The following is a 26,321-nucleotide window of genomic DNA, read 5'->3' as shown; positions in this document are numbered from 1 at the left end:
GCTACTCCTCCTGTCCTGCATGTGCGTCCAGAAATTCACGAAGCTCTTCCATATCCCTCTCGGAAAGTGCGCCCGCGCCCGACAGACCCGCCATCAGGTTTTTAACCGATCCGCCGCACAGCCGCTCCAGAAAGCTCCTGCTTTCGCGCTCCAAATAGTCCTGCTGCGAAATGAGCGGCGTATAGTAGTTCTGCCGCCCCTCCTTATCGCACCGGAGAAAGCCTTTGTCAGTCAGCCGCGACAGGAAAGTGAGCACGCTCGTCGCTTTCCAGTCCTTCACCGTTTTCTGCTGGATCTCTGCCGCCGTAACCGGCGGCTCGAGCGCCCAGATGACCTGCATGACGGCGAGCTCCGCGTCAGGCAGACGTTTGCGTTTCTCCATGGTGTCCAGCTCCTATTCTACAATTGTAAAACTTATCTTGCCATCATTCTACAACAGTAGAATATTCCTGTCAACCGCCCGTTGTTTACAATTTGGTGAAAGTACCGCTATTTACATACCCGGTCATAATTTATTTACACTTTGCCGCGTTGACAGGTGTCATCAATTGGGTTATGCTGATAATGACCTTATTCACCTCGCTGCAAGGAGATTACGCCATGCGAAAATCAACGGCCCTCGCGTTCGCGCTCTGCGGTACGCTGCTGCTTGTGCTGCTGTTTGTCGCCGGACGCTTCCTCTATATCAACAACCATTCGCAAAGCCTGGAAAAGATCGCCGGAAAGGGCGTGCAGGAATCGCTGCTGCTGGTCGAAAACGACACCGAGCTCGGCGCGGTGGACGACCCCGCCCGCGTTTCCGATATCATCGCCCTGCTGTCCGGTTATACCTATACCGAATACCCGAAATTTTTCCATCCGCAGGAATATGAGCTGTCCGCCTCGCGCCTGACCGTGCATTTCGGCAACGGACACTCGATCGGCGTCAACGCCGACGGCTATGTGTTTGTAAACGGCAAGCTGCGCGACATTGAGGGCAGCCGCGGCAAGGAATTTTACCATAAGCTGTACCTGCTGTTCTACCCGAACGCGGGCTGAAAGGACATTTTATGAAACAACTGAAAAGGAATCTGGCGCTGGGTCTCGCGCTGCTGCTGTCGCTGCTGCCGCTTTCCGCGTGCGGGAACGGCGATACCATGACGGGCTTCGCCGTCATCGGCGGCAAAGACGGGCCGACGCAGATCGTCACCACCAACCCGGGAGACGCGCAGCCCGCTGAAAACGCGGATCACGATGCGCTCCCCGCCGACAGCGGCGGCGAAGCGCTCGGTCCCGCCGTCACCGGCAGCGAAACGATCCTGCTGGGCGACACCGTGCTCGATGAGGAGGGCTGGTACGCCTCGAAAGAGGAGGTCGCCCTCTATTTGATGGAATACGGCAGCCTGCCTCTCAACTACATCACGAAAAAAGAGGCGCAGGCGCTCGGCTGGGAGGGTGGTTCGCTCGAACCCTACGCGCCCGGTAAATCCATCGGCGGCGACCACTTCGGGAACTACGAGGGGGCGTTGCCCGAAAAAGACGGGCGGTCCTATACCGAATGCGACATCGATACGCAGGGCGCGGACAAACGGGGCACCAAACGCATCATCTTTTCAAACGACGGCCTGATCTTCTACACCGAAGACCATTATGAAACGTTTACGATCATCCAGGGGGAGGAATGACCGAACATGCGGGAGCTGCTGCTTGACGCAGAAACGCTTTACACCCGCGGCCAGCTGCATGACGCTTTCGCGCGCGCCCTCGCGCTGCGAGACGATGAATATGGCCGCAACCTCGACGCGCTGTACGACACGCTGACCGCGTGCCCGCCCACCCGGCTGACACTGCGCCACGCCGAAATGCTGGTGGTAAACCTCGGCAACTACGGCGAGCTTGCGCTACGTGTGCTGGCAGATGCGGCGGCGGAAAATCCGCAGTTTGTGCTGCAGACCGAATAAAAAAGAGCACCTATAGGTGCTCTTTTTTTATTGCTGCTTAAGGCGCGTGCCGTTATATTGCTGTGCCGCCGCCGGACAGCCCGCAGAAATGATGCACGCCGCCGCCTCGACCGCGTCCCGGCAGGCCGCGTCGACGGCTTCCCGCTCGTCCGCGGTGAACTTGGAAAGCACCCAGTCGGCCAAATCGTAGTCCGGGTGCGGCTTGTGCCCAACGCCGATCTTGATGCGCGGGAAATCCTCGCTTTTCAGATGGTAAATGATATTCTTAAGGCCGTTCTGTCCGCCCGCCGAGCCTTTGGGGCGCACGCGCAGCGTGCCAACGTCGAGCGAAACATCGTCGGACAGTACGATGATATGCGCAGGCTCGATCTTGTAAAACGCCGCCGCGTCGCGCACCGCCTCGCCGGACAGGTTCATAAACGTTTGCGGCTTTAAGAAAAGCACCCGTTTGCCGCCGAGCATGCCCTCGCCCGCAAGCGCCTTGAATTTCATCTTATCGATCCTCTGGCCTGTGCGGGCGCAGTAGGCGTCGAGCGCGCGGAAGCCCGCATTGTGGCGCGTACCCTCGTATTTACTCCCCGGATTGCCCAGCCCGACGACCAGCCATTCGACCGGCTGCGCCGCGTTTCCCGCTTTTTCCGCATCTAATTTTTTGAAAATATCAAAGACTGACATGGTTTCCCTCTCCAAAAAGCCTCCCCGTTGGGGAGGCTTTCGTGTACTTATTCGACCGACAGAATGTAATAATACACCGGCTGTCCGCCGTTGATAACGGTGATCTCCAGATCCTTGTTTTCCTTGCGCAGCAGGGCTTCCACCTCGGCCGCCTGCTCCTCGGTCACGCCCTCGCCGTAAATGACGGTGGCGAACGCGCTGTCCTCGCGCACCAGCTCGCGCACCAGCTTTTTGATGACCGAGCTTTCGCGCCCGTTGGCGCACAGCTTGCCCTCGCACAGGCTGAGCCACTCACCCTCCTTGATACGCTTGCCGTCAAACTCCGAGTCGCGCGCGGCATAGGTGACCTGTCCGCTGTGGACTTGGTGCGCCGCCTGGCGCATGGCTTCGGTGAGCGCTTCCTCATCCGCGTCCGGGTCGGCCGCCAGCAGCGCCGAAATGCCCTGCGGGATGGTCTTGGTGCCGACAACGATGATCTTTTTCTGATCGGACAGGTGCACGGCCTGTTCGGCCGCCATGATGATGTTCTTATTGTTTGGTAGCACGAACACGATCTCGGCGGGTACCGCGTCGACCGCGCGGACAAGGTCGTCGGTCGAGGGGTTCATGGTCTGGCCGCCCTGCACGACCACGTCCACGCCCAGATCGGTGAACACGTTTTTCAGCCCCTCGCCCGCGGCGACGGCCACAAACCCGTATTTCTTCTCCGGCGGCACGATCACGCGCTCCTGCGGCGCGTCCGCCGTGCCCTCGATCACCTTAGCTGTGTGCTGCTCGCGCATATTTTCAATCTTGACCGTCAGCAGCGGGCCGAATTTGAGGCCCTCCTCCAGCGCGCGGTTAGGCTCGTCCGTATGGACGTGTACCTTGACGATATCATCGTCCTCGACGACAACCAGCGAATCGCCCATTTCACTCAGAAGCTGGCGCATCCGGCCGACGTTTCGCGCCTTGTCGCGCCGCTCGGCGATAAACTCTGTGCAGTAGGTGAATGTGATGTCCTCGTCCGAAATTGCGCTGAAATCAGCTGCCGGCTTGGACTCTTCGGCCGCTTTGCGCTCCTTTTTGACGCCGCGGAACGCGTCGAACATACCCTCAAGGATGGCGAGGAAGCCGAAGCCGCCCGCATCCACCACGCCGGCCTTTTCCAGCACCGGATTCTGGTGCACGGTCTCCTCGAGCGCCTCTTTGCCGCGCGCGAGCACGGCCTCGAACACCTGCTCAACTGAAAGCTCGCTCTCCGCCTGACACTGCTCGACCGCATGCTGCGCCGAAACGCGCGACACGGTGAGGATGGTGCCCTCTGCGGGCTTCATGACCGCCTTATACGCGGTGTCCACGCCCTCGCGCAGCGCAAGCGCGAAATCGCAGCCGCCCGCCTCGTCCAGCTCGCGCAGGCGTTTGGCCATGCCGCGGAACAGCAGCGACAGGATAACGCCCGAATTGCCGCGCGCCCCGCGCAGCAGCGCGGACGCGGTCGCGTCCGCCGCCTTGGCGAGCGTAGGTTCTGCGAGTTTTTCCATCTCGGCCTTGGCGGACGCCATGGTCAGCGACATATTCGTGCCAGTGTCGCCGTCGGGCACCGGAAACACGTTCAGCTCGTTGGCCTCGACCTTTTTTTCAGCAATTGCAAGCGCGCCCTCGATCACCATTGATTGGAACAGCGCGCCTGTGATTTTCGTTTGTGACATGTCTGCTCTCTCCCTTTAATCGGCCTTGATGCTCTCGACGTAAATGTCGACGTTTTTCACGTCCACGCCCGTCAGACGTTCGACGTTGTAGCGCACCTCGCCGATGATTGAGCGGCAGACCGTTGCGATGTTGACGCCATGCTCGACCGCGATATGCAAATCGATATTGACGCCGCCGTCCGGCGCTTCGCTCACCTTGACCCCGCGCGACTGGTTTTCCATGCGCAGCAGGTGTGCCAGCCCGTCGGTCACCGAGCGCATCGTCATGCCCTTGACGCCAAAGCAGGACGACGCCGCGTAGCCCGCGATGCCGGCCAGCACCTCGTTTGTAATTTCGATATATCCAAGATCGGTTTTGATAGTCATATAGAACCCTCCTGACGATTGGCAGTATATGCTTTTTCGTTGTTCTTTATTTTATAACAAATCCCCGTCAAATACAAGTAAAATACGGAGACTCCGCTTTCGGACGGAATTTTCGCGCAAAAAACAAAACAAATGTTTGCTTTTTGCCGGCAAACGCGGTATAATAAAGCAAACGCGAACGTATGTTTCCTTTTACGACACAGGGAGAACGTCCTATGAATAATAAAATTTCCCCAAAACAGCAGCGTATCCTGCAATTTATCAGCGAATTTTCGATCGAACACGGGTATCCGCCCTCGGTGCGCGAGATCTGCGCCGAAATGGACCTGCGTTCGCCTTCGACCGTGCACGCGCATCTCAAAAAGCTGCAAGAAGCCGGCTACCTCGAATCGAACGACCATAAATCCCGCGCGCTCACGCCGGTCAGCGGGCCGGGCATGGTGCCCCGCGTGCCCATCATCGGCCGCGTCACCGCCGGCATCCCCATCCTGGCGGTCGAAGAGCACGTAGGTTATGTACCCTTTGAGGGCGCGGCCGCGGGCGGGGAATACTACGCGCTTCGCATCCGCGGCGATTCGATGATTGGCGTCGGCATTATGGACGGCGACCTCGTCATCGTCCGGCAGGACGCCGCCGCGCGCTCGGGTGATATCGTCATCGCGCTTCTGGAGGACGAGGCCACCTGCAAAACGCTCTCGGTCACGGCCGACGGCGTCTGGCTTCTGCCCGAAAACCCCGCCTATACGCCCATCAACGGCAACGGCTGCCAGATTCTCGGCGTCGTCAAAGCCGTTTACCGCGAATACTGATCCTCCCGCGTCCAGGGCTCCCGCGCCGGGAGCTCCGGACGCGTTTGTCTTATTATAAGGAGCGAACCACATGCCCGCACTGAGCGACAGTATCCAATTTGTCAAAGGCATCGGCCCCAAAAAGGCAAAGCTGTTTGAAAAACTGCATCTCCGCACGCTGCGCGACGCGCTCGAGACCTACCCGCGCGACTATGAGGACCGCACCCGCATCACGCCGATCGCCGCGCTTGGCGAAGAGGAGAAATATTGTGTGCGCGCGCTCGTCGGCACAGCGCCTGTGCTGCGCCGCATCCGCAAAGGCCTCGAGCTGACCAAACTGACCGTGTTCGACGAGTCCGGCACGCTGCCCGTCACCTTTTTCAACAACAAATATACGGCGGCGGCGCTCCGGGTAGGCCGCGAATACCTGTTTTACGGGGCGGTGCAGGGTGTGGGGCGCGCCCGCATGATGGTGTCCCCGCAGGTCGAGCCCATTTCAGAAGGCACGTCGACCCCCGGGCGCATCGTGCCCGTCTACCCGCTGACAAGCGGGGTTTCCCAGAAAGACATGGCGCGCGTGACCGACGCGGCGCTCGGTGCGGTCGCGGGCGACTGGCCCGACCCGCTGCCCACCGCCTTACGCGCCAAATACCGGCTGGTGGACGCGTCCGACGCACTCGCCGCTATCCACCGCCCGCAAACGCTTGGAGAGGTGGAGGAAGCCCGGCGACGCATGATTTTTGAAGAGCTGTTCCTGCTGTGCTGCGGCTTACAGCAGCTGAAAGAGCGCCGCCGCGCGGATGAGGGCCTGCTGTTTGAAAATACCGGCCTCGAACGTTTTTTTGCGTCCCTGCCGTTCGAGTCAACCGGCGCGCAGCGCCGTGCGATCGAAGAACAGGCGGCGGACGTGCGCGCGGGCAGACCGATGAACCGACTGGTGCAGGGCGACGTTGGCTCGGGCAAGACCGTCGTCGCCGCCGCGCTGTGCGCGCTGGCCGCGCAGAACGGCTACCAGGCCGCCTTCATGGCGCCGACCGAGATCCTCGCCGCACAGCACGCGGAAACGCTCGCGCCCCTATTGCAAAAGCTCGGCGTCTCCTGCACGCTGCTCACCGGCTCGATGACGGCGGCGCAAAAGCGCGCCGCGCTCTCCGCCATTGAAAGCGGAGAGGCACAGGTTATCGTCGGCACGCACGCGCTCATCCAGCAGAGCGTCCGCTTTGCGCGGCTGGGCGCGGTCATCGCGGACGAACAGCACCGCTTCGGCGTTACCCAGCGCGCCGCCCTCGCCGCCAAGGGACAGACGCCGCACACGCTCGTCATGTCGGCAACCCCCATCCCGCGCACGCTTGCGCTCATCATGTACGGCGATTTGGACGTGTCTGTGCTGGACGAGCTGCCGCCCGGCCGCACGCCGGTCGAAACCTACGCGGTCGGGGAAAACATGCGGCAGCGCATCCTGAAGTTTATCGACAAGCAGATCGCACTCGGCGGACAGGCCTATGTGGTGTGTCCGTTGGTCGAAGAGGGGGAAATGAACCTCAAAAGCGCCGAGCAGCATGCGAAAGATCTCCAGCAGGCGCTGCCGCACCGGCACGTCGCCGTGCTGCATGGGCGCATGAAAAACGCGGAAAAGGACCGCGTCATGCGCGCGTTCGCCGCTGGGGAGTACGATATCCTAGTCGCGACGACCGTTATCGAGGTCGGCGTCGACGTGCCGAACGCCAACCTGATGGTCGTCGAGGACGCCGACCGTTTCGGCCTTTCCCAGCTCCATCAGCTTCGCGGGCGCGTAGGCCGCGGCGAACGCAAATCCTACTGCGTGTTTTTCGGCGCGGACAAAGGGCAGACCGCCCGCGAGCGCCTGAAGATCCTGTGCCGCACGGGCGACGGGTTCGAGATCGCCCGCGCCGACCTCGCCCAGCGCGGCCCGGGGGACTTTTTCGGCCGCCGCCAGCACGGGCTGCCCGCGCTGCACGTGGCCGACCTCGCCGCCGACCTTGCGCTGATGCAGTCGGCCCGCGAGGAGGCCGAAGAGCTGCTCGCGCACGACCCCGCGCTTGCTGCCTACCCCACGCTTCGCGAACGCGTCGAGCGGATGTTCGCCGCGAGCGGCGACGAAGCGTTTAACTGACCGAAAGGAGGCGGCCTCTTGCAGATCCCTTCCGGCATTGAGCCTGCCATGATCGCGTCCTGCGGGATGCCGTGCTTCACCTGCTACAAATACTGTGCGGGCAGAAAGCCCTGTCCGGGCTGCCGCGCGGACGATAAAAACAAGCCGCAGGGGTGCAGACGGTGCACAATCAAGGTCTGCGCCATCGAGCACGGGCTCGCCTATTGCTTCGACTGCCCCTCGTTCCCCTGCCGCCGCATCAAAAACCTGGAGCGCAGCTACAAACGCTATGCGTTCAGCTTCATCACCTGCGGAAATTTTGCGCGCGACCACGGCATCGAGGCATTGCTCGAGCAGTACCTCAGCCGTTTTCTCTGCCCGCGCTGCGGCGGCATAATCTCGCTGCACGATAGGGCTTGTACCGAATGCCTGTCACCCGTCACAAAGGAGGAACCAAAAATGGTTGAACCGCTTTGGAAAGACCGCTACCCCGCCGACCGGCCACCCACGGCCGAAGAGATCGCCGCCTGCGTGCAGTCGCCGCTCTGGAGGCGGTTCTGCACCGAAATCGAGGAAACCTACGGGATCTCGCCAAAAACCGAGTTTAGCAAGTGCACGATGGCGCCCGGCTGGAACGTCAAATACAAAAAGCGCGGCAAGGCGCTGTGCACGCTCTATCCGGACGCGGGCAAGTTCTCCTGCCTGCTGATGGTTCCGGACGCCAAGCAGAACGAAGCCGAGCTGCTGATGCAAACCGCCGCGCCCGCGCTGCGCGACCAGTATTTCTCGCAGAAATCGACCATGGGCGGACGCTGGCCGATGGTCGACATGACGGACGAAAAAACCATGCAGGATGTGCTCGCGCTGATCGCGCTAAAAATGGAGTGACGCGGCTTTGGATTATGAAAAACCGACCTACCGCATGTTCTTTGTCTGGATCGCGGCATTTTTGGCCGTCATGGCCGGCGGGACTGCGGTGTGCTCGCACTGGCCGGATACGTTTTCCGGCGGCGCGGCAATCAAGCTGATCCTGCTGCTTTGCCTGCTCATGCTGCTTGCGCTGTTTTATTATATATACCGCACCGGGCGCGTCTACTGGTTCAACGGCGTGACCTACAAGGAGGCCGCGAAAGCGGGCGGCGAACGCCGCCATGCTTACGCGTGGGCGCACCTGCGCGTGTTTCTGCTCGCGGGCGCTGTTTTTGCTGTTTACTGCGCGGCGGGCGCGGCGCTGCACACTGGCGCGATGCTGGATACCGCCGTCTTTCTGGTGGTCCTCCTCACCGCGGCGTTTTCCACCCTTCGTATCAAATTGTAAAAAACGCGGCATCCTATCCCCATCAAGGGAGGGATGCCGCGTGTCACATTCCGGGCTGCGCGAACGCGCGCTCGACGTTTCGTTCGACGTGCTCGGCTCGCTCGCGCTCGCGGCCGGTATCGTATGCTTTATCGAGCCCGCGAGTATCGCGCCGGGCGGCGTGTCCGGCCTCGCGCTTTTGCTCAAATACCTGTGGGGGTTGCCGGTCGGCACAATGACGCTTGCCATCAACGTGCCCATCCTCTATCTGGCGTTCCGCTTCCTCGGGCGGCGGCTGACGCTCAAAACGCTCCGTACCGTGCTCATCAGCAGCCTGATGATCGACGCGGTGGTCACGCCCTTTTTCCCGCAATACGCGGGCGACCGGATACTGGGCTCGGTGTTCGGCGGCGTGTGCACGGGCGCGGGGCTCGGTCTGATCTTCCGCCGCGGATCGACCACGGGCGGCACGGACATCATTTCGATGCTCGTCGAACGGCGGTTCCCCCATGTTCAGCTCGGCACTGCGCTTCTGCTGGTCGACTGCGCCATCCTCGGGCTGTCCATTCTTGTGTTCCGCGATCTCGAGGCCGGCCTGTTCGGCGTGCTCGCGCTTTATTGCCAGTCCAAGGTGATCGACGGCATCGTGTACGGACTCGACCAGGGGCGGCAGGTGCTCGTCGTTTCGGAAAAGAACCGGGAGATCGCCGCGCGCGTCATTGCCGAGCTCGAACGCACCGCGACCTACCTCAAAAGCCGGGGCGCGTTTCGCGGACAGGACGGCGAGGTGCTGCTATGTGTCGTGCGGGTGCAGGAGTTCCACCAGCTCAAGGCCATTGTATACGAGGAAGATCCGCGCGCTTTCCTGATCGCGTGCCAGACCGAGCAGGTGCACGGCGAGGGCTTCCGTCCCGTGGAAAACAAAAAAGCCTGACCGTTCGGTCAGGCTTTTTCTACTTTCGTTTCACGCTTTTCCGATAAAAACAGGCCGGCAAGCGCAAGCATAGTGCCAACCGCCATCGTAGGCGTCAGCCGCTCGTGCAGGATGAGCACCGAAAAAACGATGGTCACCACCGGCACGATATAGACGTACACCGAGGTCCTGACCGCGCCCAGTCGCTCGACCGCGCGGTTCCATGTGACAAAACACAGCGCGGACGCGCACAGCCCAAGGAACAGCAGGTTTGCGACATGTACCGGGTCGCCCCAAGCCGCCGCAGGCGCCGGAAACCCGTCCCACACCGCGAACGGCACGAGAAACAGCAGGCCGTAGCCAAACACGCGGCAGGTGGCGGGCACGGTCTTGTAGCCGAACGCGCCGATGCGGCGAACGACCGTTGAATACGCGCCCCAGACCGCGGCCGCCGCGAGCGCGAGCACCGCGCCCACCGGGGAAAAGTGCATCTCGCTCACGCCCGAAAATGACACGAGCGCGATACCCGTAATCGCCACCGCGAAACCCGCGACAAACCATTTGCCCATCCGCTCGCCGCCGCCGAAAAGCCGGCCGAAAACCGCCGTACACAGCGGCGACACCGCCACCAGCACGCCGACGAGCGAGGCTGAAGCATAGGTAAGCGCGATATTCTCCATCAAAAAATACAGCGTCACGCCGAACAGTCCGGCCGCCGCAAAATAAAGCTCATGCCTGCGCTCCGTGGCCTTAACCCAGCCGCGCCCCACAAGGAGCAGCGCAAGAAAACCGAGCGCAAAGCGCGTGACCATGATCTCGACCGGCGAAAACGCGCGCAGCAGCACCTTGGTGGACACGAACGTCGTGCCCCAGATCAGCACCGAGAACAGTGCGGCCGCGTGCCCCTCGATGCGTTCTTTCTTTTCCACCGTCATCCGTACCGCCTTCCGATAAACCCGCCGCCGATGACGATATCGCCGTCGTAAAACACCGCGGACTGTCCTGCCGCGGGCGCGCGCACCGCGTCACCGAACACGACGCGGGCGTTCTTCCCCTCCGGGTAAACCACGGCGCGGTCGCTTCTTGCGGAAAAGCGCACGCGCACATCGCAAGAAAACGAGCCGTTTTCCGCGTATTCCGGCGCGATATAGTGCACGTCGCGCACAAAGATCTCCTTTTGGAACACATCGTCCAACGAGAGCACGACCTGATTTTTCACCGGATCGAGCGCGTGAACGAACAGCCGCCCCTCGGCGGCCACGCCCAGCCCCTTGCGCTGGCCGACCGTATAGCAGTGCAGCCCCTTATGCCGCCCGAGCACGTTTCCGTCCAGGTCGACAAAGTCGCCGGGCGGCGTCTGCGCGCCGTGGCGTTCGAGCCAGCCGTGCACGTCGCCGTCCGGGATGAAGCAGATGTCCATGCTGTCCGGCTTGTCCGACACCGCAAGCCCGATCGCGCGCGCGTTTTCGCGCACTTCGTCCTTGTTTTCCGCCCCGCCGAGCGGGAAGATGCACCGCGCGACCGTTTCGCGGGGCAGGCGGTGCATCATATAGGTCTGATCCTTTTTGGCAAGGGCGCGCAGGAGCAGCGCGCGGCTCTGCGCGTCTTTTCCCGTGCGGGCGTAGTGCCCGGTCGCGACATAGGGCGCGCCGATCTCGTCGGCATAATCGGTCAGCGCGCGGAATTTGATGAGCGGGTTGCACACCACACATGGGTTGGGCGTGCGCGCATCCCGGTACGCGTCCGCGAAATAGCCGCACACCTGTGCTTCAAACGCCTCGCGCCGGTGCGCAATATAAAGCGGGATACCGAGGCTGTCCGCAACGTCGCGCGCGGCCTCTTCGCCGCCCAGCCCGACCTCCAAAAATAGGCCGTGCACCGCAAAGCCCATTTCCCGCAGCCTTGCCGCCGCGACCGCCGAATCGACGCCGCCCGACAAGCCCAAAACAACTTTTTCCATGCTTTTCTCCATAAATTTTAAAATGGGGGTTAGGTACTTCGCCAGTCCTGCAAACCGGCAAACACGTTATAGGGCGCGGGTGTGATGCTGTCGATCAGGCCCTTGCGCAAAATAACCTGGTCACGCTCAAACGCGAGCGGGATGACCGGCATTTCCTCCAGAAACTGCGTGTAAAGCGCGGTCACATCCTCGCCGGCGCGCGCCTTGGAAATCGCGGCGTTCATCGTCTCGCTCGCGGAGTGTCCGTAGTTTAAGCTGCCGCCGGACGACAGGAGCGGCCGCAGGTCGAAATCAGGCATCATGCGGGTCTCGCCGTAATATAGGTCGAAATTGCCCGCCGCCAGCGCCTCCATATATGCATCGTACGGCTGGGGGTTGACGGTCACCGCCGCGCCGAGTGCGCGCCACGCGGCGGCGACCTGCTCGGCGGCCGCTACCTTGAACGCGTTGTCACTGTTGACCAGAAGGGTAAGCGAAAGCGGCTCTTCAAGCGCGGCTTCAGCCAGAAGCGCGGCGGCCTGTTCGCCGTCCGCATCCATATTGAGCGTGAAGCCGTCCCCGTTCGGCTGCGGGTTGACCGGCAGCACCGCCGGGTCGGCAAAGGTCTGCAGCTGTGTGCTGCAAATGCTCTGTCTGCCGATCGCGGCCGACAGAGCATTACGCACCTTGGCGTTTTGCAGGGCTGGGGTGCTGAAATTCACGCCGAGATAATGCAGGTTTGCGCTCGCCGCCTGCACGGTATCGACCGAACCGCCGATCGCCACCGATTTCGGCGAGATGCGCGGCTCCCGCATGAGCGACACGTCGCCCGTCTGGAAGCTGGTGACCGCGGCGTCCGCATTTGCGACCGCGACCAACGTGATTGTCCGGATCGCGCCGAGATAGCCCTTGTGCCAGTCTTCGTTCGCGATGAGCGTGGTTTTTCCGTTCTCTGTGACCGGCTTGAACGGCCCTGTCCCGTCTGCGAACGCCTCGCCGGCCGAACCGTCGCGGTAAACCGGGATATCGAGCAGGCGCGGGAAATTGGTGTTCGGCGCTGTCAGCACGATTTCGACTTGATTTTCGCCCTTGGCCTCCAGCGAGGCCACCTGCCGCATGCGTTCGCGGTAGGGCGAGGCTTCGTTGTTCTGCGCGGCGAGCAGACTCGCTACCACGTCCGCCGCGGTCAGCTTCGCGCCCGACCAAAACGTCACGTCGTCGCGCAGGGTAAAGGTAAAAGTCGTGCCGTCGCCCGTGTATTCGCTGCACAGCACGGGTACCGCGGTGAAGTTCGCACCCACCTCGAACAGGCCCTCGTACATCGCCTCGCATACAAGGCGGTTGATGCGCGTATTGTCGACCACGGGGTTGAGCGGGCCGTTGTCGTAGTAAGCAAGGCCGAAATACGCGTCCGACACCGGGACATCGTCCACTTTCTTCTGCGCCTCATCCTCTCCGTCCCCGCCGCCGCAGCCGGAAAGCAGGCAGGCCGCTGCAAGGCAGAGCGCGAGCAGTTTGCGTTTCATATCGTCATCCCTCTTTAATCTCTTTACGGAAGGCAGATCACGCCGGCCTGCACGCCGCGCACGCCGTTCGTTGCGCGGTGCGACCAGAATTCGTCCTTTTGGCACATGGTGCAGACGCCGCTGTCGATCACGTTTTCTTCGGAAAGCCCAGCCTCGCGCAAAAGCGCTGCGTTGATCCCCTGTAAATCGACATGGAATTTCACGCCTTTTTCCGCGACGAACGGCCGCACCCACGCGCCGAGCTGCGCCTCCATGGCATCCGGCACGTCGGCGTCGGTCTCAAAGCACTCCTGATGGATGGACGGCCCCATCACCGCGACAAGGCTCTCGCGATTCGCGCCGAGCGCGCGCGCCATGGTTTCGACCGTTTTTCCCAGAATGCCCTTGGCCGTGCCGCGCCAGCCCGCGTGGCACACGCCGCAGGCGTTCGTCTCCGGGTCGTACAGCAGCGTGACCACACAGTCGGCATAGAACCCCGCGAGCGGGATCCGCGGCAGCGCGGTCACGATCGCGTCCGACTGCCAGGCCATCGGCCGCGAAAGCCCCATGCCCACGTCCGCCTCGCGAACCACCGATACCTCGTCCTCATGGATCTGGCGGGTCAGCGTCATACGGGCGGCAGGCACGCCGAGCCCTTCCGCCAAAATGCGGAAATTTTCACGCACATTTTCGTCCTGGTCTCCGCGCCCGAACCCAAGGTTCAGGCTTTCGCAGTGTCCTTTAGACACGCCGCCGAATTTCGTGGTAAACGCGTGCGGTACGGCGATACGGCCGCACGTATAGTAAACAAGCCCGCCGCGCTGGACGCGGCGCATGGTTGGATGCATCATCATGGTCCTCCGTTCACAGTCGGTATATTATATCAAATGCAGGGGACGGTCACAAGGCCGCGTCCGCGTTCTTTTCAAGAAACGCCAAAATATACCCCGTCCGGGCAGTCTTTTTCTTGACAGTTTGACCAAAAGGCTTTACAATTATCATATATAATACCTATTGTAATATAGCAGCGCATGATTGCGCCGCTTTTTTCGAGGCATTATACAGCGCAAATCTCAAAAATTGCACCCAAAAAACAAAATAGGAGGACACACCAAAGCAATGGACAAAATCATTATACCGATTATCGCCGGTATCGTGTGTCTCGTTGTGGGCGTTGTCATTGGCTTTCTGTACCGAAAAAGCGTTGCGGAAAAAGAGATCGGCAGCGCCGAAAAGGAAGCGACACGCATCATCAATGAGGCCATCAAGGCCGGCGAGACCAAAAAGCGCGAAGCCATTTTAGAAGCCAAAGACGAGATCCACAAGCAGCGCACCGAAGCCGACCGTGAGCTGAAAGAGCGCCGCAACGAGACCCAGCAGCTCGAACGCCGCCTGATTCAGCGCGAGGAAGCGCTCGATAAAAAGAGCGACACGCTCGACCGCAAGAACGAAGAACTGTCCCAGCAGTTGGCGGCCACGCAGGCCGAGCGAGAAGACCTCGAACGCGTCAAGGTCGAACAGCTGCAAAAGCTCGAGCAGATCGCCAGCATGACGCGCGACGAAGCGCGCGATGCGCTAGTCGCATCCATTGAGACCGAAGCCCAGCATGACGCGGCCATCAAGCTGCGCGAGATCAACCAGCGCGTCAAGGATGAAAGCGAGCAGACCGCGCGCGAGCTCATCTCGACCGCCATCCAGCGCTGCGCGGCAGACCATGTTGCGGAGGCGACCGTATCGGTCGTGCCGCTGCCTAACGACGAAATGAAGGGTCGCATCATCGGCCGCGAGGGACGCAACATCCGCACCCTCGAGACGCTGACCGGCGTAGACCTGATTATAGACGATACCCCGGAAGCCATCACGCTTTCCTCGTTCGACCCGGTGCGCCGCGAGATCGCGCGCCTGTCGCTCGAAAAGCTGATCGTGGACGGGCGCATCCATCCGGCGCGCATCGAGGAGACCGTTGAAAAATCGCGCCGCGAGGTCGACCAGATCATCAAATCGGAGGGCGAACGCGCCACTTTCGAGACCGGCATCCACGGCATCCATCCCGAGCTTATCAAAATCCTCGGCCGCCTGCGCTACCGCACGAGCTACGGTCAGAACGTGCTCATGCACTCCATCGAGGTCGCGCATATCGCAGGCATGATGGCCAGCGAGCTCGGCCTTGATCCCACCCCCGCCCGCCGCGCCGGGCTTTTGCACGACATCGGCAAGGCGATCGACCACGAGGTTGAGGGCAGCCATGTGCAGATCGGCGTCGACCTGTGCAAAAAATACAAGGAAGCGCCCGGCATTATCCACGCGGTAGAAGCGCACCACGGCGACGTGGAGGCCAAGACCGTCATCGCCTGCCTCGTGCAGGCGGCAGACGCGATCTCGGCAGCCCGCCCGGGCGCGCGCCGCGAAAACCTGGAGAACTATATCAAGCGTCTGGAAAAGCTGGAGGGCATCGCAAACGACACCCCCGGCGTCACCAGCTCGTATGCGATCCAGGCCGGCCGCGAGATCCGCATTATCGTCAACCCCGACAAGATTTCGGACGACGCGATGCTGCTGCTTGCCCGCGATGTGGCTAAGAAAATTGAGGAAGAGCTCGATTATCCCGGTCAGATCAAGGTCAACATGATGCGCGAGACCCGCGCCATCGAATACGCAAAGTAACGATCAGGACCCGCGCTTACTGCGCGGGTCCTTTTTGCCCCATAAACGCAAGGAGGTAACATGGAATTTTCTCTCGAAAGCTGGCTTGACCGGTATATCCCAGCGGTACAGAATGCGTTCGGCGCACGCATCCGGCTCATTGGCATCCAGGGCAGCTGCCGGCGCGGCGAAGCCACGGACAGCAGCGATATTGACGCCGTGCTCATCCTCGACACCCTTTCCGCGGACGACCTCGCCCGCTACCGTGCGCTGGTCGGTACGCTGCCCGACGCGGAACGGGTCTGCGGGTTCGTATCCGGCGAAAACGAACTGCGCTGCTGGTCTCGCGCCGACCTGTTCCAGTTTTATTTCGACACCCGCCCGCTTGTCGGCTCGCTGGACGCGATCGTCTCACGCCCCACCGAAGAGGAAGCGCGCGAGGCGGTCAAGGCCGGCGCGTGCGCGCTGTACCATGCCGCCTGCCACAGCGTTGTGTTCGAGGATCGTGTGCAAAACCTGCCGTTCCTGCTTAAATCCGTGCTGTTCATCCAGCAGGCGCGCGTTTTTTTGCAGACCGGACAATATCCCGGCACCACCGCAGAAACCCTTGCCGCCCTCTCGGGTGAGGACCGCGCCCTGCTCGCGCTCAGCCGCGAAAAGCGCGCGTATACCCAAGAAGAGGCCGACGCGTGCTACCGCCGCCTGCTTGCTTTTGCAAGCCGCCTTATTACCGAGGAATAGAAAAAAGGGAGCCGCTTCGGCTCCCTTTTTTCTCATTTATCCTGCTCCTGTTCCCGCTTTGCCTTGCGGCGCTTTCGGACATTCCAGAACACCGCGAAGCCCGCGCCCAGCACGAGCACCAGCGGCCAGAGCGCGACCAGTGTGATGATCAGCCCGCGTGCAAAGCCCGTCAGGCCGTGCAGCCCGCTTTTCGCCGCCTGCGACAGCTGGGCGCCAAAGCCCGTGCCGCCCGAGACCGCCGACAGCGCCTGCACCTCGCGCACGGACAGGCTGATGGTCGAAAAGCCGACCAAGCTGTCATAATGCCGTTTTGCACCCGTTAGGCTGTCGATCTCGTATTCGCAGTCCGCCAAGGCGTTTTCCAGCGCGATGATGTCCTCCATCTTGTCCGCCTGATCGAGCAATGTGAGCAAACGCTCATGCTTGGTTTGAAGCGTTGCAAGCCGCGTTTCAATATCGGTATACTGCTCGCTGATATCCTCGGCCGAGCGGTCGCTCGACACCACGTGGCACGTATCGCCGACCTGCGCGAGAAAGCCCTCGTATTTCTCCTGCGGCACGCGGACGGTATACGACATGTACCGGCTTCCCAGCTCGCCGTGCGTGCTGCTCGACTCGATGTAGCCGCCCGCCTCTGCGGTCATGCGCTCGATGGAGGAAACCGTGTCGTCGACGGTCTGTGTTTCGACCGACAGGTCGGCGCGCAGAATCAGCTTGGCGTTTTCGCGCACGGTGGAAAAGTCCACACCGCTTTCCTCCGTCGCCCCGGCCGGTTCGGACTCCTTATAAAACCCATTGTCCTGCGCGGACGCGCTGTCGGCCGACACCCCCGTTTCCCCGCCGCCGTCCGCCGCGCCGCAGGCTGCCAGCGAAAACAAAAATAACAGGGTAAGCCCCATACATAGCCATCTTCTCTTCATGTCTAACACCCTTTCTGTCCCTTTGTTATGAGGTTAGACACTTTATCCTGTTAAATTGTTCCTTATTGTTTCCGCTTTGTAAACAGCTCCTTGCAGCCGATATAGAGCAACAGCACGCCGAACAGGCGGCGCAGCCAGCTCACATCCATATTAGCGGCGGCGAACGCGGCGAGCACTGAGGCCGGCACGCCCGCTAGCACCGCCCACTTGACAGCCGGCTTTTCCACAAGCCCGTTTTTCACATGCGAGACCAATGCGGCGGGGGCACACGCGATAAAATATAGCAGGTTGATACCGCCCGCCTGATACTGGGACACCCCGCCGAACAGGGTCAGATAGAGCAGCAGGAGCGAGCCTCCCCCGATGCCGAAGCCGGACAGCACGCCGGTGGCTAGGCCGACGAGCACAGCGATAAAAACCGTCACAGCAGCAGCACCGCCCTTACACCGCCGTATAGGATGAGCAGGCCGAAAACGCGCCGCAGCCACAGCATGTTGACCTTTTGAAACACCCGCCCCGCGATGATGCCGCCGATCGCGCCGCCGATCAGATAAGGCCAAGCCGTCATGAAATCCAGCCCTCCGCGAAACCAGTAAACAATAGCTGAGACCGCCGAGAGCGGCAGGATAACCGCGACCGAGGTCGCGAACGCTTTTCGTTCCTCCAGCTTTGTCCACGCGGCGAGCAGCGGCACGAGGAACAGCCCGCCCCCCGCGCCGAAAAAGCCGTTTGCTGCGCCCGCCAGCGCGCCCGTGACGGCATATTTGACCGAATTTTTCATAAAAGAAACCCCTCCGGCGTTAGCGTGCGCCGGAGGGATTTCAATTATGCCTGCCGTTCTTCCAAAAGAGTAAACTTTTCGCAGGCCGGATCGTTTTGGTGGTGCGGTTTACCGCGTTTGTTGAACGCACAATGCCCATATAGCGTCATCCGGTAGTTCCGGCTGGACAATTTATAAAAGTGCCGCATAAAATGTTCGCACACCGCGCAGCAGCGCTGTTCTTCCTGATTCTGCATAACAATCACTCCCTATGTTCATTATAACACTATATAGTGCCTATCTGCAACCAATTGTTTGCACCTGATTGCACATCTATAATGAGCCTAAGGAGGTATACTTATGGCAGAACCCTATTTAAAATACCGGAAACGCTTTACTTCTTCGCTGAAAAACGAGCTTGTGCCGCTTTTTGATGAACTATCACGCAGCACGCGTATCCCCAAGTCCCGCCTGCTAGACGAGGCGATCGAAGACCTCCTCAAAAAACACGGTATCGACGTTACCACGGTGAAATAACAAGCGCCGCTGTGCAAACCAGCGGCGCTTTCCGTTTTTTACTTGGTCGCCCAGTTGCCCGTTGCAAGCGCGGACAGGTAGGCGTTAATAAACCCGTCCAGATCGCCGTCCATCACGGCGCTGATGTTGCCGTTTTCAAAGCCAGTGCGCGTGTCTTTCGCCAGCGTGTACGGCATAAAAACATAGGAACGGATCTGGCTGCCCCACTCGATCTTCTTCTGGTCACCCTTGATGTCCGAGATCTTTTCCAGATGCTCGCGCTCCTTGATCTCCACCAGCTTCGAGCGCAGCATTTTCATACAGTTGTCCTTGTTCTGGAACTGGCTCCGCTCGGTCTGGCAGGCGACGACGATGCCGGTCGGGATGTGGGTCAGGCGCACGGCGGACGACGTTTTGTTGATATGCTGGCCGCCCGCGCCGGACGAACGGTAAACCTGCATTTCAATGTCCTCTGGGCGGATATCGACGTCCTGCGAGTCGTCCGCGATCTCCGGGATGACCTCGACCGCCGAGAACGAAGTGTGGCGGCGGCCGGACGCGTCGAACGGCGAAATGCGCACAAGGCGGTGTACGCCCGATTCGCCTTTCAGGAAGCCATAGGCGTTTTCGCCCTCGATGAGGATGTCCGCCGATTTCAGGCCGGCCTCGTCGCCGTCCTGATAGTCCATGATCTTATAGGAAAACCCGTGGCGCTCGGCCCAGCGCGTGTACATGCGGTACAGCATCTCGCACCAATCCTGCGCTTCCGTGCCGCCAGCGCCCGCGTGGAATGAGACCAGCGCGTTGTTGCGGTCGTATTCGCCGGTGAGCAGGGTGGACAGCTTCTGCGTCGCGATGCCCTCCTCCAGCTCATCAAAGCCGCGCTCCAGCTCTTCGAGCATGGATTCGTCGTTTTCCTCGAGCGCCATTTCGCAGATGGTGAGCATATCCTCGCGCAGCGTGCACAAATGCTCATAGGCCTCGATTTTGCCCTTTAACGCCCCCATACGCGAAACGACTTTCTGGCTGGCCTCGGGATCGTCCCAAAAGCCGGGCTGCGCCGATTTAAGCTCCAGTTCCTCCACCTCGCGCGCAGCCTGCTCCAGACCCAGATTGCCGCGCAGCTCGTCGAGCTGCGGCGCAAGGTTGTTCAGCTTTACCTTGTATTCCTCGAATTGCAGCATATACATGCTCCTTTACCCGTAACGTTTCGTATTCGATTTATTATATCCAAAAGTATGCAGTCTGTCAAAGGGGCTGCGCAAAAACCGCTTGACAACCGCGCAAATTTTGCATATAGTAATGCAGGTACTCATAACAATATATTGAATAAAAGGGAGTAGCTCACGCCGTCCCGGCGTGGGGCGGTGTCGTCAATCCCGGCCGGAGAAAGCCCGGCCCGTACCGTTCCGTTAAGCAGCGAGACTTTTATTGCATCCATCTGCAATAAAGGTCTCGTTTTTTATTTTGGACAAAGTAAAGGAGTCGTTTTCATGGTTTCGTTCATTGTGCTGGTCATCGGGTTTGTCCTGCTCGTCTGGGGCGCGGACAAGTTCGTCGAGGGCGCGGCCGCGGCCGCGCGGCGGTTTGGCGTTTCGCCGCTGCTGGTCGGGCTGACCATCGTAGCGTTTGGCACGTCGGCGCCCGAACTCGCTGTTTCCGCAACCGCCGCGCTCAAGGGCGCGAATGAGATTGCGCTCGGAAACGTCATCGGCTCCAATATTTTTAACCTGCTGGTGGTGGCCGGCCTGTCGGCGGTGTTTTGCCCGCTCAAAATGGACAAAACGCTCCTGCGGCGCGACTGGCCGCTCTCCGTGGGCGCGGCCGTGCTGATGCTCGCGCTGATGGCGGCGGGCGGCGGCCTGTCCCAGCCGGACGGCCTGATCCTGCTCGCGTGCTTTGCGGCGGTCATGGTCGCGCAGATCCGCCCGGCGCTGCGTGAGCGCGCCCCCGCGCCGACCGAAACCGTCACCATGCGCGGGAGCCTGATCGCTTTAAACATTGTTCTCGGCCTTGCGTGTATCGTCATCGGCGGGCAATGCGCCGTGGACGGCGCGACCGGCATCGCCCGCATGTTCGGCCTCTCGGAAACGCTGATCGGACTGACCATCGTAGCATTCGGCACGTCCCTTCCCGAGCTTGCCACATCGGTCGCGGCCGCGCGCAAGGGGCAGACCGATATCGCCATGGGCAACGTCATCGGCTCCAACCTGTTCAACATCCTGCTCATTCTCGGCGCGTCCGCCGGTCTGCACGCCATCCCGGTGCAGACAACCGGCCTTATTGACGCGCTGGTGCTCATCGTGGTGAGCGTCCTGTTCTATCTGCCCGCGCGGCGCGGCAAGATCGGGCGCGGAACGGGCGCCGTCATGGCGCTCACCTATGTTTGTTACACAGCATACCTGATTTTGCGGTAAAAACACGCTGTTTACAAAAAATTTGTTTGTAAACGCGTTAACCTATGCTATAATAAGCTGATAGGATTTCGGGAGTATATCCTCCTGTTTGAAAGGCTGATTAAACATCATGGCGAATTTTTTGACCAAGCTGTTTGGCTCGCACTCGAGCCACGAGCTGAAAAAAATCTACCCGATCGCGGACAAGGTCGAGGCGCTGGCGGATGATTTCCGCAAGCTTTCCGACGAGCAGCTCCGCTTAAAGACCGACGAATTCCGCACCCGCTTCCAAAACGGCGAGTCGCTCGACGACCTGCTTCCCGAAGCGTTCGCGAACATGCGCGAGGCGGCCGACCGCGTGCTCGGCATGCGGCACTACCGCGTGCAGATCATCGGCGGCATCGTGCTGCACCAGGGCCGCATCGCCGAAATGAAGACCGGTGAGGGCAAGACACTTGTGGCAACGCTGCCTGCCTATTTGAATGCGATCGCGGGCAAGGGCGTGCACATCGTCACGGTCAACGATTACCTGGCCAAGCGCGACAGCGAATGGATGGGCAAGGTGTACCGTTTCTTGGGGCTGACCGTCGGCCTCGTCATCCACGATATCGAACCGGCGCAGCGTCAGGCCATGTATCGGGCCGACATCACCTACGGCACCAACAACGAGTTCGGCTTCGACTACCTGCGCGACAATATGGCGATCTATAAAAACGCGATGGTGCAGCGCGGCCACGCGTTTGCCATCGTCGACGAGGTCGACTCCATCCTGATCGACGAGGCGAGAACGCCGCTCATCATCTCCGGCCAGGGCGAGCAGTCCTCCGCGCTCTACCAGATGGCCGACCGCTTTGCCGCCGGCCTCAAGGCGCTCCGCGTCAAGGAAGTGGACGCCAAGGAAGAGCAGGACGATATCGACGCAGATTACATTGTCGACGAAAAGGCCCGTACCGCCACGCTCACCCCGCACGGCCAAGCCAAGGCCGAGGCGTATTTCAAGGTCGAGAACCTGTCCGACCCGGAGAACACCACGCTGCAGCACCATGTCAACCAGGCCATCAAGGCGCGCGGCGTCATGCAGCGCGATGTGGACTACGTGGTGCGCGAGGGACAGGTCATCATTGTCGACGAGTTCACCGGACGCCTGATGTTCGGCCGCCGCTATAACGAGGGCCTGCACCAGGCCATCGAGGCCAAGGAGGGCGTCAAGGTCGAGCACGAGTCCAAGACCCTCGCCACCATCACCTTCCAGAACTATTTCCGCCTATACGGCAAGCTGTCCGGCATGACCGGCACCGCGCTGACCGAGGAGGAGGAGTTCCGCCACATCTACAAGCTCGACGTTGTCGAGATCCCGACCAACAAGCCCATCGCGCGCGCGGACAACCCGGACGCGGTCTATAAAAATGAGCGCGGCAAGTTCACCGCGGTCGTCGGCCGCATCGAGGAATGCCACGCAAAGGGCCAGCCGATCCTGGTCGGCACGGTCTCGATCGAAAAATCCGAAGAGCTTTCCGCGCTTTTGAAGAAAAAGGGCATTAAGCACACGGTGCTGAACGCGAAGTACCATGAAAAGGAAGCCGATATCGTCGCGCAGGCCGGCAAGGCGGGCGCGGTCACGATCGCGACCAACATGGCCGGCCGCGGCACGGATATCGTGCTCGGCGGCAACCCCGAGACCATGGCGCTCGACGATCTGCGCCGCGGCGACTACACCCCCGAGCTGATCGCTGAGGCCAACGGCCACGCCGAGACCGACGACCCCGAAGTGCTCGCCATCCGCGCGCAGTTCCAGGAGCTTTATAAAAAGTACAAGGCCGAGACCGACGCGGACGCCGAAAAGGTGCGCGCCGCCGGCGGCCTCTATATTTTAGGCACCGAGCGGCACGAATCCCGCCGTATCGACAACCAGCTGCGCGGACGCGCCGGACGACAGGGCGACCCCGGCGAATCCTCGTTCTATATTTCGCTCGAGGACGACCTGATGCGCCTGTTTGGTTCCGAACGCATCCAGAATATGATGGATTCGCTCGGCATCGAGGAAGACGAGCCGATCGACCAGAAGATCCTGTCCGGCGCGATCGAAAACGCGCAGAAGAAGATTGAATCGCGCAACTTTGCAACCCGTAAGCACGTGCTCGAGTACGACGACGTGCTCAACACCCAGCGCCAGACCATTTACAGCCAGCGTTTGCAGGTGCTCGAGGGCAAGGACGTTAAGGACAACATCGTCAAGATGATCGACGACACCATCGCCCGCGCCGTGCACGCGGCCATCGGCGAGCACACCATTATCGAACCCGAAATGGTAGAGGCCGCCCGCCGTCCGTTTATCGGCCTGTTCCTCCGCCCGGAGGACTGCACGTTCTCCGCCGAGGAGTGCGACGACCTGACCGCCGAACAGCTCACAAACGTGCTGTGCGACCAGGCGCACAAGGTCTATGAAGCCAAGGAGCAGCAGCTCACGCCGCAGATCATGCGCGAGCTTGAACGCGTTGTGCTTCTGAAAAACGTCGACACCAAGTGGATGGACCACATCGACGCGATGACCGAGCTGCGAAACGGCATCGGCCTGCGCGCTTACGGCCAGCACGACCCGGTGGTCGAGTACAAGCGCGAGGGCTTCGACATGTTCGACGCTATGATCGACTCGATCCGCGAGGACACCGTACGCATGATCTTCCTTGCGCAGGTGCGCACGCAGGAGGAACCCAAGCGCGAACAGGTCGCCAAGGAGACCGGCGCCGCGGGCGCCGCGGACGGCTCGCTTGCCAAGGAGCCCAAGCGCGTCGGCAAAAAGGTCGGCATGAACGACCCCTGTCCGTGCGGCAGCGGCAAAAAATACAAAAAATGCTGCTACCTCAAGTCGGACAATCCGTACGCAAAATAAACAAAAAGCGCCGTCCCCATTGGGGCGGCGCTTTTTCCTCTTGTTTTCAGCCGTTTTTGCGTTTATAATCAAGGTAACCCTGCAGGATCAGCGACGCGGCGACCGCGTCGACCGTCTGGCGGTGCTTTTTCTCTTTTTTGCCGCTCCGGTGCAGGATGGCGTGCGCCTCGACCGTCGTGCGGCGCTCGTCCCACAATATCACCGGGACGCCCGTGCGTTCTTCGAGCGTTTTCGCCAGCGCCTCGCACTTTTTCGCGCGCTCGCCCGCCGAGCCGTCCATATTTTTAGGATGCCCCAAAACGATCTCCTCGATTTTTTCCCGCTCGATGAATGCGCACAGCTTGTCCGTCAGCTTATCCATATTCCATTCGTGGATCACGCTCGGCGAACCGGCCAGAAGCCCGGTCGCGTCCGAAACCGAAAGGCCGGTGCGCGCGTCGCCATAGTCGATGCCTAAAATCCGCATAAGTTCCTCCCATATCTTGTGGTACTCCCAAGTATAGCACAGATATGCGAAAAAATCAGCACTTTTTTGAGAAAAACGCTTGACCGGGAAAATCCGGCGTGCTATACTAGTAGAACCTATGCAGGTTCTTTTTTTTGCGCTCATTTTTCGTGTGTCTGGAAATGCTGCGCCGGGGCACTGCAAAGGGAGGCAATTGGCCCGCATCCGCGTCAAACGGGCGCGGCATGGGCGCAGAATTTGAAGGAGGTGCCGTTATTATGCGCGTAAAGGTTACGCTCGCCTGCACAGAGTGCAAGCAAAGAAACTATGACACGATCAAAAACAAGAAGAACGATCCCGACCGTCTTGAGATGAACAAGTACTGCCGCTTCTGCAAGAAGCACACGCTGCATCGCGAGACCAAGTAAGAGAAAGGAAGTACGCTTCATGGCTGAAGAAACCAAGGCAAAGAAGCCCGGTCTCTTTGCGCGTATCGCCAAATGGTTCCGCGAGCTGAAAAGCGAGTGCCGCAAGATCGTCTGGCCGACCCGCCAGCAAACGGTCAACAACACGCTTGTTGTTATCGCCTGCGTCATCCTGGTCGGTATTTTCATTTGGATCCTGGATTTTGTATTCAGCATCGGCATTCAGGCCCTGCTTACGCAATTCGCTTCCGCCGCCTAATCAAAGGAGGCTTTTATGTCAGACGCTGCAAAGTGGTATGTGGTGCACACATACTCGGGCTACGAAAACAAAGTGGCCTCTTCGATCGAAAAAGCGGTCGAAAACCGCAAGCTGCATGATCTGATCCCGGCCGTCAATATCCCGGTCGAAACCGTCACCGAGGTCAAGGACGGCAAGTCCCGCGAGGTGGAGCGCAAGCTCTTTCCGGGTTATGTGCTGGTCAAAATGGTCATGACCGACGAGACCTGGTACCTCGTGCGCAACACGCGCGGCTGCACCGGCTTTGTCGGGCAGGACAAATCGGGCGGCTCCAAGCCGATCCCGCTGACCGAGGATGAGATCGCGGCGATGGGCGTCGAAAAGCGCGAGATCGAACTCGATTACGCCGAGGGCGACAGCGTCCGCGTCATCGACGGGCCGCTGGCCGGCTTTATCGGCGTGGTAGACAAGCTGGAACCCGACAAGAACAAGGTGAACGTCGTCGTTTCCATGTTTGGCCGCGAGACCCCGGTAGAGCTCGAACTCGACCAGGTCGAGACCCTAGGCGAATAAGCGCGGGAATCCGTTTCCGCACCGTTCGGACGGAGCATCCGTCCAGTTTTAAAAGGCAAGTGGGAGAGCCGTTACGGCTCGCCAGCCACCACATTTTGTTAAGGAGGAACCCTTCACAATGGCACAGAAAGTAGTAGGTTATATCAAGCTCCAGATTCCCGCCGGCAAAGCGTCCCCGGCGCCCCCGGTAGGCCCGGCCCTCGGCCAGCACGGCGTAAACATCATGGCCTTTACCAAGGAATTCAACGAGCGCACCAAGAACGACGGCGGTCTGCTGATCCCGGTCGTTATCACGGTCTACGCTGACCGTTCGTTCAGCTTCATCACCAAGACCCCCCCGGCGGCCGTCCTGATCAAAAAGGCGTGCGGCATCGAGAGCGGCTCTGCCGTTCCGAACAAGACCAAAGTCGCCACCCTGTCCAAGGCGGACTGCCAGAAGATCGCCGAGCAGAAAATGCCCGACCTGAACGCTTCTTCGCTCGAGAGCGCGATGAGCATGGTCGCCGGCACGGCCCGTTCGATGGGTATCACGGTCGAAGAGTAAGTT

Annotated in this window: 31 protein-coding genes; 17 read left to right on the top strand and 14 right to left on the bottom strand. The window is 60.6% G+C overall.

The window, feature by feature from the left end; genetic code table 11:
- Window position 1 precedes the first annotated feature (1 nt).
- Window positions 2-382 (bottom strand): BlaI/MecI/CopY family transcriptional regulator, encoded by a 381-nt coding sequence (locus SO058_RS09805; protein ID WP_320842820.1) that lies wholly within the window; start codon window positions 380-382, stop codon window positions 2-4.
- A 218-nt stretch (window positions 383-600) separates the two neighbouring features.
- Between SO058_RS09805 and SO058_RS09800 the strand changes: the two genes are divergently transcribed.
- From SO058_RS09800 to SO058_RS09790, 3 genes are read left to right on the top strand one after another with little or no spacing between them, the layout of a single operon-like run.
- Complete coding sequence (locus SO058_RS09800) at window positions 601-1,038, top strand: hypothetical protein (RefSeq protein WP_320842819.1); 438 nt, start codon at window positions 601-603, stop codon at window positions 1,036-1,038.
- A gap of 11 nt (window positions 1,039-1,049) precedes the next feature.
- Window positions 1,050-1,664, top strand: a complete 615-nt coding sequence (locus SO058_RS09795; protein ID WP_320842818.1) for a ribonuclease domain-containing protein — start codon at window positions 1,050-1,052, stop codon at window positions 1,662-1,664.
- Window positions 1,665-1,670: 6 nt separating this feature from the next.
- On the top strand, window positions 1,671-1,940 hold the full coding sequence (locus tag SO058_RS09790; protein WP_320842817.1) for a barstar family protein: 270 nt from the start codon (window positions 1,671-1,673) through the stop codon (window positions 1,938-1,940).
- A gap of 27 nt (window positions 1,941-1,967) precedes the next feature.
- Here the strand turns inward: SO058_RS09790 and pth are convergent, their stop codons facing one another.
- Genes pth through SO058_RS09775 form a run of 3 tightly spaced genes read right to left on the bottom strand, consistent with a single transcriptional unit; the run spans window position 1,968 to window position 4,672 of the window.
- Window positions 1,968-2,615 carry an aminoacyl-tRNA hydrolase gene (pth, locus tag SO058_RS09785; protein WP_320842816.1) on the bottom strand — a complete coding sequence of 216 codons (648 nt, stop codon included), beginning with the start codon at window positions 2,613-2,615 and terminating at the stop codon, window positions 1,968-1,970.
- Window positions 2,616-2,662: 47 nt separating this feature from the next.
- Window positions 2,663-4,306, bottom strand: a complete 1,644-nt coding sequence (locus SO058_RS09780) for a DAK2 domain-containing protein (RefSeq protein WP_320842815.1) — start codon at window positions 4,304-4,306, stop codon at window positions 2,663-2,665.
- A gap of 15 nt (window positions 4,307-4,321) precedes the next feature.
- The gene (locus tag SO058_RS09775) at window positions 4,322-4,672 is read right to left on the bottom strand and encodes an Asp23/Gls24 family envelope stress response protein (protein ID WP_320842814.1); all 351 of its coding nucleotides are present in this window, start codon (window positions 4,670-4,672) and stop codon (window positions 4,322-4,324) included.
- Between the two features lie 215 nt (window positions 4,673-4,887).
- Here SO058_RS09775 and lexA point away from each other — a divergent pair, with 215 nt between their 5' ends.
- The 5 genes from lexA (at window position 4,888) to SO058_RS09750 (ending at window position 9,804) form a co-directional block, all read left to right on the top strand.
- Window positions 4,888-5,481 carry a transcriptional repressor LexA gene (gene lexA, locus SO058_RS09770; protein ID WP_320842813.1) on the top strand — a complete coding sequence of 198 codons (594 nt, stop codon included), beginning with the start codon at window positions 4,888-4,890 and terminating at the stop codon, window positions 5,479-5,481.
- Window positions 5,482-5,551: 70 nt separating this feature from the next.
- On the top strand, window positions 5,552-7,594 hold the full coding sequence (gene recG / locus SO058_RS09765; protein ID WP_320842812.1) for an ATP-dependent DNA helicase RecG: 2,043 nt from the start codon (window positions 5,552-5,554) through the stop codon (window positions 7,592-7,594).
- Window positions 7,595-7,612: 18 nt separating this feature from the next.
- Window positions 7,613-8,461, top strand: a complete 849-nt coding sequence (locus SO058_RS09760) for a DUF3788 family protein (protein ID WP_320842811.1) — start codon at window positions 7,613-7,615, stop codon at window positions 8,459-8,461.
- Window positions 8,462-8,468: 7 nt separating this feature from the next.
- Window positions 8,469-8,891 carry a hypothetical protein gene (locus SO058_RS09755; RefSeq protein ID WP_320842810.1) on the top strand — a complete coding sequence of 141 codons (423 nt, stop codon included), beginning with the start codon at window positions 8,469-8,471 and terminating at the stop codon, window positions 8,889-8,891.
- Between the two features lie 40 nt (window positions 8,892-8,931).
- Window positions 8,932-9,804, top strand: a complete 873-nt coding sequence (locus SO058_RS09750) for a YitT family protein (RefSeq protein ID WP_320842809.1) — start codon at window positions 8,932-8,934, stop codon at window positions 9,802-9,804.
- An 8-nt stretch (window positions 9,805-9,812) separates the two neighbouring features.
- Here SO058_RS09750 and SO058_RS09745 read toward each other — a convergent pair whose 3' ends face one another.
- Genes SO058_RS09745 through pgeF form a run of 4 tightly spaced genes read right to left on the bottom strand, consistent with a single transcriptional unit; the run spans window position 9,813 to window position 14,078 of the window.
- Window positions 9,813-10,718, bottom strand: a complete 906-nt coding sequence (locus tag SO058_RS09745) for a DMT family transporter (protein ID WP_320842808.1) — start codon at window positions 10,716-10,718, stop codon at window positions 9,813-9,815.
- The gene (gene mnmA, locus SO058_RS09740; RefSeq protein WP_331672823.1) at window positions 10,715-11,743 is read right to left on the bottom strand and encodes a tRNA 2-thiouridine(34) synthase MnmA; all 1,029 of its coding nucleotides are present in this window, start codon (window positions 11,741-11,743) and stop codon (window positions 10,715-10,717) included. The genes SO058_RS09745 and mnmA overlap by 4 nt, the downstream gene beginning before the upstream one ends.
- Before the next feature lie 29 nt (window positions 11,744-11,772).
- On the bottom strand, window positions 11,773-13,248 hold the full coding sequence (locus SO058_RS09735) for an ABC transporter substrate-binding protein (protein ID WP_320842806.1): 1,476 nt from the start codon (window positions 13,246-13,248) through the stop codon (window positions 11,773-11,775).
- 23 nt (window positions 13,249-13,271) lie between these two features.
- The gene (gene pgeF, locus SO058_RS09730) at window positions 13,272-14,078 is read right to left on the bottom strand and encodes a peptidoglycan editing factor PgeF (protein WP_320842805.1); all 807 of its coding nucleotides are present in this window, start codon (window positions 14,076-14,078) and stop codon (window positions 13,272-13,274) included.
- Between the two features lie 268 nt (window positions 14,079-14,346).
- On the opposite strand from pgeF, the gene rny reads away from it, so the two are divergent.
- Complete coding sequence (rny, locus tag SO058_RS09725) at window positions 14,347-15,891, top strand: ribonuclease Y (RefSeq protein ID WP_320842804.1); 1,545 nt, start codon at window positions 14,347-14,349, stop codon at window positions 15,889-15,891.
- A gap of 60 nt (window positions 15,892-15,951) precedes the next feature.
- On the top strand, window positions 15,952-16,611 hold the full coding sequence (locus SO058_RS09720; protein WP_320842803.1) for a nucleotidyltransferase domain-containing protein: 660 nt from the start codon (window positions 15,952-15,954) through the stop codon (window positions 16,609-16,611).
- A 32-nt stretch (window positions 16,612-16,643) separates the two neighbouring features.
- On the opposite strand, the gene SO058_RS09715 is transcribed toward SO058_RS09720, so the two are convergent.
- The 4 genes from SO058_RS09715 to SO058_RS09700 all read right to left on the bottom strand — a co-directional run bounded on the left by SO058_RS09715 (window position 16,644) and on the right by SO058_RS09700 (window position 18,548).
- Entirely contained in the window at window positions 16,644-17,531 is an 888-nt protein-coding gene (locus tag SO058_RS09715) for a DUF4349 domain-containing protein (RefSeq protein WP_320842802.1), read from the bottom strand.
- Between the two features lie 62 nt (window positions 17,532-17,593).
- The gene (locus SO058_RS09710; protein WP_320842801.1) at window positions 17,594-17,956 is read right to left on the bottom strand and encodes a sulfite exporter TauE/SafE family protein; all 363 of its coding nucleotides are present in this window, start codon (window positions 17,954-17,956) and stop codon (window positions 17,594-17,596) included.
- Window positions 17,953-18,312, bottom strand: a complete 360-nt coding sequence (locus SO058_RS09705) for a sulfite exporter TauE/SafE family protein (protein ID WP_320842800.1) — start codon at window positions 18,310-18,312, stop codon at window positions 17,953-17,955. The genes SO058_RS09710 and SO058_RS09705 overlap by 4 nt, the downstream gene beginning before the upstream one ends.
- Before the next feature lie 44 nt (window positions 18,313-18,356).
- On the bottom strand, window positions 18,357-18,548 hold the full coding sequence (locus tag SO058_RS09700) for a hypothetical protein (RefSeq protein WP_320842799.1): 192 nt from the start codon (window positions 18,546-18,548) through the stop codon (window positions 18,357-18,359).
- Between the two features lie 103 nt (window positions 18,549-18,651).
- Here SO058_RS09700 and SO058_RS09695 point away from each other — a divergent pair, with 103 nt between their 5' ends.
- A complete protein-coding gene (locus tag SO058_RS09695; protein ID WP_320842798.1) occupies window positions 18,652-18,828 on the top strand; it encodes a ribbon-helix-helix domain-containing protein in 177 nt (58 codons plus the stop codon).
- A gap of 38 nt (window positions 18,829-18,866) precedes the next feature.
- Here the strand turns inward: SO058_RS09695 and prfB are convergent, their stop codons facing one another.
- A complete protein-coding gene (prfB, locus tag SO058_RS09690; RefSeq protein ID WP_320842797.1) occupies window positions 18,867-19,991 on the bottom strand; it encodes a peptide chain release factor 2 in 1,125 nt (374 codons plus the stop codon).
- Window positions 19,992-20,300: 309 nt separating this feature from the next.
- Here prfB and SO058_RS09685 point away from each other — a divergent pair, with 309 nt between their 5' ends.
- A complete protein-coding gene (locus SO058_RS09685) occupies window positions 20,301-21,224 on the top strand; it encodes a calcium/sodium antiporter (protein WP_320842796.1) in 924 nt (307 codons plus the stop codon).
- Window positions 21,225-21,333: 109 nt separating this feature from the next.
- Window positions 21,334-24,093: a preprotein translocase subunit SecA gene (gene secA / locus SO058_RS09680; protein ID WP_320842795.1), complete on the top strand. Its 2,760-nt coding sequence runs from the start codon at window positions 21,334-21,336 to the stop codon at window positions 24,091-24,093.
- A 46-nt stretch (window positions 24,094-24,139) separates the two neighbouring features.
- Here secA and ruvX read toward each other — a convergent pair whose 3' ends face one another.
- Window positions 24,140-24,559: a Holliday junction resolvase RuvX gene (gene ruvX, locus SO058_RS09675; RefSeq protein WP_320842794.1), complete on the bottom strand. Its 420-nt coding sequence runs from the start codon at window positions 24,557-24,559 to the stop codon at window positions 24,140-24,142.
- A gap of 257 nt (window positions 24,560-24,816) precedes the next feature.
- On the opposite strand from ruvX, the gene rpmG reads away from it, so the two are divergent.
- The 4 genes from rpmG (at window position 24,817) to rplK (ending at window position 26,318) form a co-directional block, all read left to right on the top strand.
- A complete protein-coding gene (rpmG, locus tag SO058_RS09670; protein WP_320842793.1) occupies window positions 24,817-24,966 on the top strand; it encodes a 50S ribosomal protein L33 in 150 nt (49 codons plus the stop codon).
- Between the two features lie 19 nt (window positions 24,967-24,985).
- Window positions 24,986-25,222, top strand: a complete 237-nt coding sequence (gene secE, locus SO058_RS09665) for a preprotein translocase subunit SecE (RefSeq protein ID WP_320842792.1) — start codon at window positions 24,986-24,988, stop codon at window positions 25,220-25,222.
- Between the two features lie 15 nt (window positions 25,223-25,237).
- Complete coding sequence (gene nusG / locus SO058_RS09660) at window positions 25,238-25,774, top strand: transcription termination/antitermination protein NusG (protein ID WP_320842791.1); 537 nt, start codon at window positions 25,238-25,240, stop codon at window positions 25,772-25,774.
- Window positions 25,775-25,892: 118 nt separating this feature from the next.
- Entirely contained in the window at window positions 25,893-26,318 is a 426-nt protein-coding gene (gene rplK / locus SO058_RS09655) for a 50S ribosomal protein L11 (protein ID WP_320842790.1), read from the top strand.
- The last annotated feature ends 3 nt before the right edge of the window (window positions 26,319-26,321 follow it).

The organism is Agathobaculum sp., assembly GCF_034098985.1.
GTDB lineage: Bacteria > Bacillota > Clostridia > Oscillospirales > Butyricicoccaceae > Agathobaculum.
Note: the sequence above shows the minus strand (reverse complement) of the source record. Positions and strands in the feature narration are given on the sequence as shown.

Bases quoted from the DNA above. Each gene is read 5' to 3' on its own strand.
- rplK (WP_320842790.1), top strand. From the start codon at position 25,893: ATGGCACAGAAAGTAGTAGGTTATATCAAGCTCCAGATTCCCGCCGGC.
- secE (WP_320842792.1), top strand. From the start codon at position 24,986: ATGGCTGAAGAAACCAAGGCAAAGAAGCCCGGTCTCTTTGCGCGTATC.
- recG (WP_320842812.1), top strand. From the start codon at position 5,552: ATGCCCGCACTGAGCGACAGTATCCAATTTGTCAAAGGCATCGGCCCC.
- pgeF (WP_320842805.1), bottom strand. From the start codon at position 14,078: ATGATGCATCCAACCATGCGCCGCGTCCAGCGCGGCGGGCTTGTTTAC.
- prfB (WP_320842797.1), bottom strand. From the start codon at position 19,991: ATGCTGCAATTCGAGGAATACAAGGTAAAGCTGAACAACCTTGCGCCG.
- SO058_RS09685 (WP_320842796.1), top strand. From the start codon at position 20,301: ATGGTTTCGTTCATTGTGCTGGTCATCGGGTTTGTCCTGCTCGTCTGG.
- SO058_RS09790 (WP_320842817.1), top strand. From the start codon at position 1,671: ATGCGGGAGCTGCTGCTTGACGCAGAAACGCTTTACACCCGCGGCCAG.
- SO058_RS09775 (WP_320842814.1), bottom strand. From the start codon at position 4,672: ATGACTATCAAAACCGATCTTGGATATATCGAAATTACAAACGAGGTG.
- rpmG (WP_320842793.1), top strand. From the start codon at position 24,817: ATGCGCGTAAAGGTTACGCTCGCCTGCACAGAGTGCAAGCAAAGAAAC.
- SO058_RS09780 (WP_320842815.1), bottom strand. From the start codon at position 4,306: ATGTCACAAACGAAAATCACAGGCGCGCTGTTCCAATCAATGGTGATC.
- SO058_RS09795 (WP_320842818.1), top strand. From the start codon at position 1,050: ATGAAACAACTGAAAAGGAATCTGGCGCTGGGTCTCGCGCTGCTGCTG.
- SO058_RS09695 (WP_320842798.1), top strand. From the start codon at position 18,652: ATGGCAGAACCCTATTTAAAATACCGGAAACGCTTTACTTCTTCGCTG.
- SO058_RS09805 (WP_320842820.1), bottom strand. From the start codon at position 382: ATGGAGAAACGCAAACGTCTGCCTGACGCGGAGCTCGCCGTCATGCAG.
- mnmA (WP_331672823.1), bottom strand. From the start codon at position 11,743: ATGGAAAAAGTTGTTTTGGGCTTGTCGGGCGGCGTCGATTCGGCGGTC.
- SO058_RS09700 (WP_320842799.1), bottom strand. From the start codon at position 18,548: ATGCAGAATCAGGAAGAACAGCGCTGCTGCGCGGTGTGCGAACATTTT.
- pth (WP_320842816.1), bottom strand. From the start codon at position 2,615: ATGTCAGTCTTTGATATTTTCAAAAAATTAGATGCGGAAAAAGCGGGA.
- rny (WP_320842804.1), top strand. From the start codon at position 14,347: ATGGACAAAATCATTATACCGATTATCGCCGGTATCGTGTGTCTCGTT.
- SO058_RS09705 (WP_320842800.1), bottom strand. From the start codon at position 18,312: ATGAAAAATTCGGTCAAATATGCCGTCACGGGCGCGCTGGCGGGCGCA.
- ruvX (WP_320842794.1), bottom strand. From the start codon at position 24,559: ATGCGGATTTTAGGCATCGACTATGGCGACGCGCGCACCGGCCTTTCG.
- SO058_RS09735 (WP_320842806.1), bottom strand. From the start codon at position 13,248: ATGAAACGCAAACTGCTCGCGCTCTGCCTTGCAGCGGCCTGCCTGCTT.
- lexA (WP_320842813.1), top strand. From the start codon at position 4,888: ATGAATAATAAAATTTCCCCAAAACAGCAGCGTATCCTGCAATTTATC.
- SO058_RS09720 (WP_320842803.1), top strand. From the start codon at position 15,952: ATGGAATTTTCTCTCGAAAGCTGGCTTGACCGGTATATCCCAGCGGTA.
- SO058_RS09800 (WP_320842819.1), top strand. From the start codon at position 601: ATGCGAAAATCAACGGCCCTCGCGTTCGCGCTCTGCGGTACGCTGCTG.
- secA (WP_320842795.1), top strand. From the start codon at position 21,334: ATGGCGAATTTTTTGACCAAGCTGTTTGGCTCGCACTCGAGCCACGAG.
- nusG (WP_320842791.1), top strand. From the start codon at position 25,238: ATGTCAGACGCTGCAAAGTGGTATGTGGTGCACACATACTCGGGCTAC.
- SO058_RS09745 (WP_320842808.1), bottom strand. From the start codon at position 10,718: ATGACGGTGGAAAAGAAAGAACGCATCGAGGGGCACGCGGCCGCACTG.
- SO058_RS09715 (WP_320842802.1), bottom strand. From the start codon at position 17,531: ATGAAGAGAAGATGGCTATGTATGGGGCTTACCCTGTTATTTTTGTTT.